The sequence below is a fragment of the Skermanella sp. genome, assembly GCF_059503625.1.
This window is the reverse complement of sequence record NZ_JCACHA010000698.1, coordinates 1-11,676: the sequence shown is the minus strand read 5'-3', so window position 1 is coordinate 11,676 and position 11,676 is coordinate 1. Positions and strand designations below refer to the sequence as shown.

Here is an 11,676-nt window from a genome sequence, read left to right as displayed (position 1 = left end):
TGTTATATGGCAAACCTCGGAAAATTTTTGTGTGCGGCGCGATCGAAAAATTGCCGGCCCAAAGCGCCTGCGGAGTGGAGTGATGGCCGAAGGTCAATCAGCGGATCCTTTCGAGGCCTTCGTCACTGCGATGGATGACATTTTCATCGCTACGCTGGCCTCCAGCTATCTCGACAAGTCACCCATGTGCCTTGCGTATTTCGGGCATGACCGGCTCATAGGGTTCGCCAACTCCAACTTTGCCAGGACCTTCGGCTTCGATCCCGCTTCGGATATGCCATCGACCCTTGCGGCCATCCTGGGTCAGGAGCCCGGCGGAAGGATAGACGCGCTGGAAGCCGGCGCGATGGCCGGGCAGACCGTGTCGTTCAGCCTCGCGGTCTCGCCTCCGGCGACAGGACCCGCGGAAGTCTCCGGCTTCCTGATCCCGCATGCCGATCGCGCGGGGACGGTGGTCGGGTACATGGCCTCGATCGAGGACGTTACCGATCGTCAGCAAGCGCTCGACATCCTGCTGCGCCGGGAAAAGTTCGTCACGTCGCTGCTGGATGCGGCAGTCGACGGCATTCTGACGATCGACTCCCGCGGCGTCATCCAATCGGTCAACCGCGCCTGCTGCCAAATGTTCGGCTTCGACGAAATCGAGCTGGTCGGCGCTCCCATCGCCATGCTGATGCCGGCTCCGCACCAGCACCGCCACGCCGGCTATGTCGACAACTACATGTCGTCGGGGCGGGCCAAGATCATCGGCACGGGCCGCGAGGTGCTTGCCAAGCGCAAGGACGGCTCGGTCGTTCCGATCCATCTCAGCGTAGGGGAAATGAGGTTCGGCGACGAGGTAACCTTCATCGGCATCGCCCGGGACGTGTCCGACCGGCATGCGGCGGAAGAACGTGCCCGCTTCCTGACCAATCACGACCCGCTTACGGGTCTGCTGACCCGCCGCGCATTTCTGGAGCAATGCGACCGTGAAATGGCGGTCAGGCTGCCGTGCGGCGACATGACTCATGTCGTCTTCAGCTTCGACGTCGATCAGTTCCGCGAGATCAACGAGGGACTGGGCTACCATATCGGCGACGGCGTATTGAAGGCCATCGTCGCCCGCTTTGCGGAGGTCCTGCCGCGCGACAGCGTCCTGTGCCGCGTCGGCGCGGACGAGTTCGCGGCACTCGCCCGCTTTCCCAGCCGCATCGCGGCGGAAGATATCGCGGATCAGGTCCACGCCCGGCTGCTCAGTCCGATCTATGTGGACCGGCAGCTCGTGCTGGTCCGCATGAGCATAGGGGCCGCCGTCTACGATCCCAGCATCAAGCGTGTCGAGGAATTGCTGACCAAGGCGGAGCTGGCGCTCCAGACCGTGCAGCACCAGGGCGGCAACGGCGTCTGCTTCTACACGCCGGAAATGGCGCTGGCAGCGAGCCGCCGGACGCTGCTGACGATGCATCTGGCCCATGCAGTCCAGCGCAACGAGCTCAACGTGGTCTTCCAGCCGATCATAGAGGCCAAGAGCGGACGAGTCGCCGGAGCCGAAGCGCTGCTGCGCTGGTCGCACACCAACCTGGGTGCGGTCTCTCCGGCCGAGTTCATTCCGATCGCAGAGGACAGCGGCCTGATCGTTTCCATCACCGACTGGGTGCTGGAGGCCGTCGCAGACCAAGTCGACCGCTGGCATGGCGAGGGCGTCCAGTGCGGACGGGTATTCATGAATGTTTCCGGCCAGCAGTTCCTGCGCGGCAGGCTGACCACTCGCCTTGCGGAGCTGATGAAGGAAAAACCCCATCTGGCCGGGCTGATCGGCATCGAGATCACCGAGCAGGCGGCCGTCAGGGATTTGAAGGCCACTGTCCAGGCGATATCCGAACTGGCTTCCATCAGCGTCGAAACGGCGATCGACGACTTCGGCACCGGCTATTCGTCGCTCAGCTACGTCCAGCAGCTTCCCATCACCAAGCTCAAGATCGACCGCATGTTCGTCGACGGCGTACCTCACAACCGCAAGAATTCCGCGCTGGTCCGCGCCGTCGTGGGCATGGCCCACGGCCTGGGGCTGACTGTCGTCGCGGAAGGCGTCGAAACATTGGCGCAACGGGACTTCCTGACCGATGTCGGGTGCGACCTGTTGCAGGGATACCTGTTCTCGCAGCCGGTGCCACCCAAGACGCTGGTGCTCCTGATCGGCGATCAGCCGGATAGCTGGAGGTCCGGTACCCGGATCGGATCGATGGTCCCGGCGGAGTGAAGGGGCGCGACCAATTGGTAGCACAAGCGCCGGAAGCTAAATTCCAGTGGCGATTTTTGTTCGTGTGACCGAAAGTGGTAACTCACTCATTCGTCGGTCTCCCGATACATGCTGGCCCGCTGTCCGCCCAACGACCTTGATACATTTCTGGAGACGATCGGAACGCCTGTTTTCGTGGCCGGTTCTCCGACCGGAGGCTCGACACCCGTGCTTTCGGCCAATAGACGGCTTTCGGCGGCTCTCGGCGGCTTGCCGCTCCCGGATCTCGCGGCCGGGCTGGAACCGGATCTCGAACTGTGCCGGTCAGGGACCGTTCCGGTCGAAACGGACCATGTCGTGCTACTCGCCAAGGGGGCCGAACGGTGGCATCTGGTGCTGGCGCCGGTCGTCCTCGACGGTGCCGTCGTGCGGATCCTGGTCACCGTGGCGGACCGCCGACCGGCATGCTCGCCAAACGATGTCCATCCGGAAACCTGCATCAGCGCCATCGTCGAGGATCAGGCTGGCCTGATCTGCCGGTACGATCGGGACACCAGGCTCACTTTCGTCAACGGCGCCTATGCGCGCCGGTTCGGCATCGAGCCGGCCAAGGTGCTGGGCAGGCGTATCGCTGACCTTATGTCGCCCGACGAATTCACCCCGGTCAAGGAGGCGCTGGCATCCCTGACCCAGGAGCATCCGCTGGGCATCACGGAACGGTTTGCGCATTTGCCGGACGGCAACCGGATATGGTTGCGGTGGAGCGATAGGGCCTTCTTCGGCCCGGACGGCGCCGTGGTCGAATACCAGTCGGTCGGAATCGAAATCACCGATCACAAAGAGTTGGAGAGGCAGCTTCAGGAAAGCCGCGATCGATTCCGGCTGGCGGTCGAAGGCACCCGCGATGGGCTGTGGGATTGGAACCTGAGGACCGATGATCTCTGGCTGTCGCCGCGCCTCAAGGAGATGCTGGGCTATTCCGACGAGGAACTGCCCAACGATCTTGCCGCCCTGCGCCAGATCCTGATGCCCGAAGATCAGGAGACTGCGCAGGAACAGCTTCACCGTCACTGGCAGGACGGCCGCCCGTACGAACAGACGGTCCGCTACAGGCACCGGGACGGATCGATCCGGCACATCCTGGCACGGGGCGCCACCGTGTACGACGAGGAGCACCGGCCGCTCCGGATGGTGGGCGCTCATACGGATGTCACCGCGCTGGTGGAGACGGGCAACCTTCTTCGTGTCGCCAAGGATCAGGCCGAACTGGCCAGCCGCGCGAAGTCAGAGTTCCTGGCCATGATGAGCCACGAACTGAGGACGCCGCTGAACGCCATCATCGGCTTCGCCGAGATCCTCCGGGACGAGCTTTTCGGTCCCCTGGGGAACGACAGGTACCAGGGCTACGTGCAGGACATCGTCGGCAGCGGCCGGCACCTGCTCACCCTGATCAGCGATATCCTGGACCTGTCTCGTGCCGATGCCGGCCAATTGACCCTACGGGAGATGTCGCTCGACCTGACGGCCGTCGCGCGCAGCCAGCTTGCCCTGGTGGAAGCGCTGGCGACTTCCGGAGGCGTCAAGCTGGAATGCGCGGCACCCCGGCCGGGTCCCGTGATCTGCGGCGATGAAACCCGCATTCGGCAGATCGTCCTGAACCTCCTGTCCAATTCGGTCAAGTTCACCCAAACGTGCGGAGTCGTCCGGCTGGACATCCGCGAAGAGCCCGACGGCTCCATAGCGCTGTCGGTCACGGATACCGGTATCGGCATGAACCCGGAGGATGTTCCCAGGGCGCTGGAACCGTTCAGCCAGCTTGACGGTGCGCTCAACCGCAGGCACGAGGATACGGGCCTCGGGCTGGCAATCGTCAAGCGGCTGGTCGAGCTGCACGATGGGGAACTGATGGTCGAAACGGCGCCTAACGAGGGCACCGTCATCACGGTCATCTTTCCACCCAACCGCAACATCGGCCATAGTAGCGTGCAGCCTCGCCGGAAGCCGGCTGCCGAGCCGGTTCCGCTGGTGGCCTACGGTGGTGCGTACGGGCGCTTCGAACTGCTGGACACCCTGCTTCAGGCCGTCCCCATGGCGGTTGCCGTCGTTAGCGACGACGGTATCTGCATCAGGGCCAACCATACCCTGTGCCGCCTTTCCGGCTACGACATGGTGGAGCTTCTTGGCCGGCCGATCGGGACACTGCTGGAGGAGGAAAGCCGCACCGATGCGCAGCCCATCCGGCAGTCCCAGCGTACGCGACCGGAAAAGACGCGTCCCGACGGCCGCAAGCGCCGGCGGGAGAGCCAGCTGATAACGCGGTTCGGCCGGTCCCGTACCGTCGACGTCATCCGGGAACCGTTCAACGGTCTCGATGGCCACACCTACGCCCTGCTGCTGATCACCGATATCAGCGAACGGCGGCGGGCCGCCCGGGCACTGCGCGAAAGCGAAGAGCGGTTCCGGCTTGCCGCCGCCGCGGCCCGTTGCGGCATCTGGGACGCCGACCTGTCGAACGGCGACCATTGGCTTTCGGCCTCCTACTTCCACATCCTGGGGCATGACGAGGACGCTCTGGCGGCCAGCGACGCAGCATGGCGGGAGCGGATACATCCCGACGATCAGCCTGCTGCCGATTCCGCCATGGCGGATCACCTGGCGGGCCGCACGCCGCTGTTCGAAGCGACCTACCGGATGCGCCACAAATCGGGGCGGTGGATCTGGATCGCGGCGCGCGGCGCCGCTTCGTTCGGGCAGAACGGCAAGCCGAGGCGCTTCGTCGGCACCCTGACCGACATTTCGGACGAGATCGAGGCGCGGCAGGCTCTGGCGGAACGCGAGGCGCAACTGCGCACCATCCTGGCGGTGGCTCCGACCGCCATCGTGACCTTGGACGAGTCTGCCCGGATCGAGCAGTTCAATCCCTGCGCCGAACGCATGTTCGGCTGGCGGGCGGAAGAGGTAAGGGGGCTGGATGCCGGCCTGCTGCTGACCGACGAGGTCGTATCCGGGGCAGCGGCGCTCAGCCTGCTCCAGCCCGATCCCGTCAACCCGTCCAGGATGGCCGAGATCGCCGGGCGGCGGCGCGACGGTTCCGCCTTCCCCCTGCGGATCGCGATGGCGTCGTTCGGAACGGCCGCCGGCCCGCGCTATGTCGGCATAGCCACCGATATATCGTCGACGCGTGCGGTGGAGGCGCAGCTCAGGGCGGCTCTGCGGCAGTTGGACCGGCAGTTCGGCGAGTTCGTCAAAGTGTCCAACCGGCTGGACCTGATCCGGAGTGAAGCCGATCTGGCGCTGCTGACCGCAGAACAGTCCAACAAGGCCAAGTCCGAGTTCCTGGCGCGCATGAGCCACGAACTCCGGACGCCGCTGAACGCGGTGATCGGCTTCGCCGAGATCATGCGGGGTGAGTATTATGGACCGCTCGGATCGGAAAAATACCTCGAATATGCCGGTGACATCGACCAGTGCGGGCGTCACCTGCTGTCGCTGATCAATGATATCCTGGATATCTCCCGGATCGAAGCGGGCCGCCATGTCATGGAGGAAGAGCAGGTCGATCTCACCGTCACCGTGGACGCGTCCGTCCGCCTGTTGCGCGAGCGCGCGGCGGGGAAGGGCGTCGTGATCGCCGTACGGGCCAATCCGGTGCCGGTCGTCATGGGCGATCCCCGGACTCTGAAGCAGGTCGTTGTCAACCTGCTGACCAATGCCGTCAAGTTCACGCCTCCCGGCGGCGTGGTCGAGATCGGCACCATGACCGATGCATCCGGCGGCGTTTGCGTCGTCGTCAAGGATACCGGCATCGGCATTCCGGAGGGAGAGATCCCGCGTGTGCTGGAGGCTTTCGGACGCGCCAGCAATGTCCATAAGACAGGCGAGGAAGGGACCGGCCTTGGCCTCGTGATCGTCGGTTCGTTCCTCCGCCTGCACGGCGCCACCCTGGATATCGACAGCGCGGTCGGCATAGGCACTACCGTCACCGTTCGTTTGCCGATCGAGCGCGTGCTCGGCACTCAACGCCAACTTCAACCCTGGGATATCGTAGATGACCGGTAAGGTGCCGGACAACTGGGTGAAGCTGGACCAGACCCAGCTAAGTGCGGTGATCGCGCGTCACGCATGGTTCAAGCGCGGGTCCAAGCAGGGCACGCGTGCCAATCTGGCTTTCCACGACCTGTCCGGCCTGAGCTTTGCCGGCGGCGACTTGTCCGGCGCCGATATGACCGGAGCGCTGCTCAAGGGGATCGACGCACGCGGAGCCGACTTCAGCGATGCCATACTCTATGGCGCCGATCTGAGGCTGGCGCAGTTGCAGCAGATCGACCTGAGCCGGGCCGATATGCGGGGCTGCTGCCTTCGCGGCGCCGACCTTACCTCCGCCGTGCTGGAACTGGCGAATATCCGGGAAGGGTCGCTTGCCCGCGTCGGCGACGAGAACAGGATATCCTTCGAGCTGGCTCCGGCGGAACTCGTCGGCGCCAGCTTGAAGGGGGCCGACCTGACACGGGCGCGCATCGCCGGGACGCTTGCCATGCAGGTGGACATGACCGATGCGATCTTGACCGGGGCCAAGCTGTCCCGCGTCGATTTCCGGAAGGCCAACATGACCGGCGTCGTTCTTGAAGGGGCGGACCTCAGCGATGTCGACTTTTCCGGCGCCACGCTGCACGGCGCCGTGCTGCGGGGCGCCAGCTGGAGGAATGCCCAGCTGACGGGAGCCGACCTGATGGGCGCCGTCGTCGATGGCGAGATACTGTCGGTTGCCGGCGATGCGAGAAACCTGCCGCAGCCGGCGGCCAGTATCGTGGTGGCGGACATGGTGCAGGCTCACGAACTCTGGATAGGCACCAAAGGAGGGGACGGCAAGCGGTTCGAGGTTGCCGGACTCGATCTCAGCGGGCTCGATCTTCCGGGCGTCGATCTGGGTGGCGCCATCCTGACAAACTGCGTGCTGGCAGGCGCCAAACTGGCCGGTGCCGTCCTCACGGTGGTCGATCTGACCATGTCCGACCTGCGAGGCGCCGATCTTAGGAACTGCGATCTGCGGGCCGCCACGTTGCGCCGCGCATTTCTCGCCGATGCGGACATGTCTGGCGCCATCTTCGATTCCGTGCGCCTGAACGAGAGAGCTGGGAACCGGCTGCTCTCGGCAAATCTGGAGCGGGCTCGCTTCTGGGGAGCGTCTCTGGCCGGGGCGTCGCTGCGGCGTGCCCGGATGATAGGGACGGAACTGCATCGCGCCGATCTGACCGACGCCGATCTTCGGGACGCCGACCTGCGGCAGGCTATCCTGACGGGGGCCAAGATGGACCGCGTCAACCTTGAGGGCGCCGATCTGGCCGGCGTCAGGGGCTTCGAGGCGCCGCCTGTCTGAGCGGCCGGCGCATCTCCGGAAGACCTCGCCGCCGTCAGGCCGCGTGGGCATGGCTCGGCGCGGACTGCCGCAGGGGCAGTTGCGACTTCAGGATCATGCGGACTGCGTCCGCACCATGACGGGCATGTTCGGAGGTGCCTGTGATGACAGCGGCGATGATGGCGCCGTCCACCAGAATGCCGATCGATTCGGTCACCGCTTCCGGGTCTGATACGCCAGCCTGGTCGGCTAGCGACCGGATGACCGCAAGGACTTTTCTTTTATGGGCCATGGCAAGCGAGCGGATGCGCGGATCTTCCTTGTTGTGTTCGGCGACCGTATTGATGAAAGCGCAGCCATAGAAGCCGTCCTGCTGAAACCAGTTCTCCAGCACCTCGAAGATGCCGACCAGCTTTTCCGCCGGCGACCCTGCAAGCTGGTCCACGGCCGTCTGGAACCACGACCGCCACGCTTCGCCTTCCCGCTCCAGCACCGCGAAGACCAAGCCTTCCTTGGAGCCGAACTGGTTGTACAGCGTCATCTTGGCGACCCCCGCTTCGGCAAGGATCCTGTCGATCCCCGTGGCGTTGATCCCATGAAGACAAAACAGGCGCGTGGCAGTGTTGAGAAGCCGGTCGCCGGGTTTGGGCGTGAGCTGCTTTTTTTCCATCAGACTGCTTCTCCCTAGTTGGGCGCCGGTGCCAAGACGACAGCCGCTGGATGCGCCGGGGTGACATGCGATTGTCGTCCCCGGTCACCGTCGCGGCTCTAAACCACAAAAATACCAGGGTTATTTCTATTATTACCAGTATTCACCCTTCAAAGCAGTCCCTTGGAGTGCCGCAGCGGCAAAATGTCCCGTCCTTTTCTCTTCCCCGCCGTCTCGCACACTTCGACACTCTTGATCAAAAGGCATTCGCCGCCATCTCAAGGGCTGCTGAAATCAAGGTCCGCGAAAAAGCCGCGCCCGTCCGCCAAATCAAGGGAGAACATGCATGATAATCACGACGACCGATCAGGTGGAAGGCCGCCGCGTCATCGACTACCTCGGTGTCGTGACCGGGGAGGCGATCATCGGCGTCAACGTTTTCCGCGACTTCTTCGCCGGCATCCGCGACATCGTCGGCGGCCGTTCGGGAGGCTACCAGAACGCGCTCAAGGACGCCCGCGAGCATGCGATGGCCGACATGCAGGATGCCGCGAAGCGTCTTGGGGCCGATGCCGTGGTCGGCATCGACCTGGACTACGAGGTGCTCGGCAAGGAGAACGGCATGCTGATGGTCAGCATCAATGGCACGGCAGTGCGCTTGGGCTGATCAGCATCTCCTCGATCAGCGCATCGGCCTTTTCCAGCGGCAGCGGCTTGGCGAAAAGATAGCCTTGGGCGAACTCGCAGTTGAGACGGCTCAACGCTACCGCGGCCCCTTCGTCCTCCACGCCCTCGGCATACAGGTCCAGGTCCAGCGCCTTGCCGAGGGCCACGACCGTCCTGACGATCGCGGCGCTGTCGCCATCGAAAAGCATGGGCCGGATGAAGGACTGATCGATCTTCAACCCGTCGATCGGGAACCGGTGCAGGCGGCTCATGGACGAGTAGCCGGTACCGAAATCGTCGATGAGGATCTGAAATCCCCGTTCGCGCAGCCCCCGTAGCCGGTGCGACATCAGGTCGTCGTCGCCGGCGAGCGCAGTTTCCGTCACCTCCAGCTTCATCCTCCGGACATCGACCCCGCTGTGGATCATGGCATGGTCGATCAGCGCCCAGGCGTCGGGATGGGCCAACTGGGCGGGTGCTATGTTGATGCTCAGCGTCAGCGGGGTTCCCGGCCCAAGCCGGTCCTGCCAGATCCTCATCTGGCGGCAGGCGGCATGGGTGACCCAGTCGCCCAGATCGGTGATCAGTCCGCTTTCCTCCGCGATGGGGATGAAAGTGGCCGGCGGGATCAATCCGCGTTGCGCATGGTTCCAGCGGATCAGGGCTTCGAACCCCGTCAGCCGGCGGTCCGGCAGCGACACGACCGGCTGGTAGAACAGAAGGAATTCGTCGCGCTCGATCGCCCGGCGCATGTCGCTCTGGAGCCTCAGCATCAGCAGCGGCTCGGACTTCATTTCGGGCGTGAACGCAAGACACCGGCTGCGGCCCTGGGCCTTGGCCTGATGCAACGCGGTACCGGCATGGCGGAGCAGATCGTCCGGCGACCCGCTCGACCCCTGGTGGAAGGCCAACCCGATGCTGGCGGTCGGGAAGATCTCATCCTGGTCGGGGACGGGATCGTAGGGTACCGAGAAGGCGGCACCGAGTCGCTCGGCGAAAGCCAGCGCCGCGCCGCGGTCCGCCAGTACGACGAACTCGTCGCTGGCGAGCCGGGCAAGAGTATCGCCCGGTCTGAGGCATGCCGTAAGCCGGCGGGCCATTTCGACCAGCAGCCGGTCGCCGATCGAATGACCGAGGCTGTCGTTGATCAGCTTCATCCCGTCGTAATCGATCAGGATCACGGTGGTCGAGCCGCTCCCAGCCAGCCGGATCCGGGCGAGGGACTGGGCGAGCCGGTCTATGAAAAGCGCACGGTTGGGCAGGTTGGTCAGACCGTCATGCAGGGATACATGGGCCAGCCTGTCTTCGGCCCGCCGGCGCAGGGTCACGTCCTCGACCGATCCTTCCAGCCGCAGCACCTGCATGTCCGGACCCCGGATGGTGCGCATGCTGAAGCTGCCCCAGATCGGAGGTCCCTCGCGGCGGAACAGCGATGCCTCGAAGCCGACGACGCGGTCCTGCGTCGCCACCAGTTGCATCAGTTCCGAGCGGCGGCACGCGTCGACGAACAGCGGGGCGCCCACGGGCGCACGGGCTTCCATGAAACCCGCCGCGTCGTCGAATCCAAGCATCCGGGCCATGGCGGGGTTGACGTCGGTGAACCGGCCGTCCGGGGACATCTGGAACAGCCCTTCGATCGCGTTCTCGAAGATGCCGCGATATCGTTCCTCCGCCCGGCGCAGTGCTGCCTCCGTCCGGTTGCGATCCTCCGCCGCCAGCGCCAAGGCGACGAAATCACCCAAGGATGCCGTGAATACCTGTTCGTCGCGCGGCCAGCCGCGAGGGAGTCCGACATGCTCGACGCACAGCACGCCCACGGTCCGGCCGCCGAACAGGATCGGCGCGTCGAGCATCGACGCTATCCCCAGGGGGATCAGATAATCGTCCGCGAACTCCGATGTGCGGTGATCCGCTTGCGCGTCGGCGGCCGCGATTACCCGGTCCTCCAGAATCGCTTTGAAATACCGGGGAAAGTCGGTCGCCTTCAGGACAAGGTCTTCAGCCCTGCGCTTTTCTGGTCCATCGATGATGTCGGCGCAGGTCAGCGACTGCCCGTGCTCGTCCAGGAACCAGATGCTTGATCGCGCCACGTCCAGCGTCGCGATGGCCACCTCGTTGATCCGGCGCAGGCATTCTCCCAGATCCGCTCGAGCGAAACAGGCGTGGCGCGCAAGCGCGCCCAATGCTGAACTCTGCCGCTCGACCCTCAGATCCAGCTCCCGCACCGTGTTCAACTCCAAGTCTTGGAAATAGCTTGTTGCAACCTATCGATGGTCCCTTAAAAAAACTTAAAACTGTGACTTAAATCGGGCGCGGCGAAGGGACGCTGAAGCCTGGCACCCGTCGGCAGCCCTATGCGGAAAAGCCGTCTTCACGGCTGACGCGAAAAACATTCCACTTGCTGGCAGATGGAGAATGCTGATTAGTCCTTTTAGATAGAACCGCGTGAACTGACCTGTTCGTTCCCAAGGGGCGGGATCGACCGGCTGGAGGATGAGGATGACTGAGCCCGGACATCTGCCGGAAGCGGAGTTTCAGCAGATTGAGGAATTTATCTCCCGCACCCCACGTGGGCGGGAATTTCTGCGTGAGCATACGCGCCGGGCACAAACCGGTGTTGCGGAGGAAGTTCGCGTGCTGGTGTCGGACCTGCGCGACCTTTGGCGGCAGCAGGCCGATGCCAACAACCTGGTGAACCGTGTCCAGGTTCTTCGGCACGAGCTCCAGGACATGAGCGCCTCGATCTCGCAGGCCCGGCGGGAGATCGCCGCCCTCCGTCCGACCGAG

7 protein-coding genes and 1 pseudogene are annotated in these 11,676 nt (G+C 64.3%); 6 read left to right on the top strand and 2 right to left on the bottom strand.

What is annotated here, in order from left to right; translation table 11 throughout:
* Nucleotides 1-130: 130 nt before the first annotated feature.
* The 3 genes from AC5JJ6_RS23135 to AC5JJ6_RS23125 all read left to right on the top strand — a co-directional run bounded on the left by AC5JJ6_RS23135 (nt 131) and on the right by AC5JJ6_RS23125 (nt 7,595).
* Nucleotides 131-2,239: a putative bifunctional diguanylate cyclase/phosphodiesterase gene (locus AC5JJ6_RS23135; protein ID WP_496044308.1), complete on the top strand. Its 2,109-nt coding sequence runs from the start codon at nt 131-133 to the stop codon at nt 2,237-2,239.
* A gap of 207 nt (nt 2,240-2,446) precedes the next feature.
* On the top strand, nt 2,447-6,277 hold the full coding sequence (locus AC5JJ6_RS23130) for a PAS domain S-box protein (protein ID WP_496044307.1): 3,831 nt from the start codon (nt 2,447-2,449) through the stop codon (nt 6,275-6,277).
* Nucleotides 6,267-7,595: a pentapeptide repeat-containing protein gene (locus tag AC5JJ6_RS23125; RefSeq protein ID WP_496044306.1), complete on the top strand. Its 1,329-nt coding sequence runs from the start codon at nt 6,267-6,269 to the stop codon at nt 7,593-7,595. The genes AC5JJ6_RS23130 and AC5JJ6_RS23125 overlap by 11 nt, the downstream gene beginning before the upstream one ends.
* 34 nt (nt 7,596-7,629) lie before the next feature.
* Here AC5JJ6_RS23125 and AC5JJ6_RS23120 read toward each other — a convergent pair whose 3' ends face one another.
* On the bottom strand, nt 7,630-8,244 hold the full coding sequence (locus tag AC5JJ6_RS23120; protein WP_496044305.1) for a TetR/AcrR family transcriptional regulator: 615 nt from the start codon (nt 8,242-8,244) through the stop codon (nt 7,630-7,632).
* 71 nt (nt 8,245-8,315) lie between these two features.
* On the opposite strand from AC5JJ6_RS23120, the gene AC5JJ6_RS23115 reads away from it, so the two are divergent.
* Nucleotides 8,316-8,573, top strand: a complete 258-nt coding sequence (locus AC5JJ6_RS23115; RefSeq protein ID WP_496044304.1) for a hypothetical protein — start codon at nt 8,316-8,318, stop codon at nt 8,571-8,573.
* The gene (locus tag AC5JJ6_RS23110) at nt 8,570-8,890 is read left to right on the top strand and encodes a heavy metal-binding domain-containing protein (RefSeq protein WP_044429316.1); all 321 of its coding nucleotides are present in this window, start codon (nt 8,570-8,572) and stop codon (nt 8,888-8,890) included. The genes AC5JJ6_RS23115 and AC5JJ6_RS23110 overlap by 4 nt, the downstream gene beginning before the upstream one ends.
* On the opposite strand, the gene AC5JJ6_RS23105 is transcribed toward AC5JJ6_RS23110, so the two are convergent.
* Entirely contained in the window at nt 8,862-11,114 is a 2,253-nt protein-coding gene (locus AC5JJ6_RS23105; protein WP_496044303.1) for a putative bifunctional diguanylate cyclase/phosphodiesterase, read from the bottom strand. The two genes, AC5JJ6_RS23110 and AC5JJ6_RS23105, sit on opposite strands and share 29 nt — an antisense overlap.
* Before the next feature lie 274 nt (nt 11,115-11,388).
* Here AC5JJ6_RS23105 and AC5JJ6_RS23100 point away from each other — a divergent pair.
* Nucleotides 11,389-11,676 (top strand): annotated as a pseudogene (locus AC5JJ6_RS23100) (protein phosphatase CheZ); the annotation flags it as partial.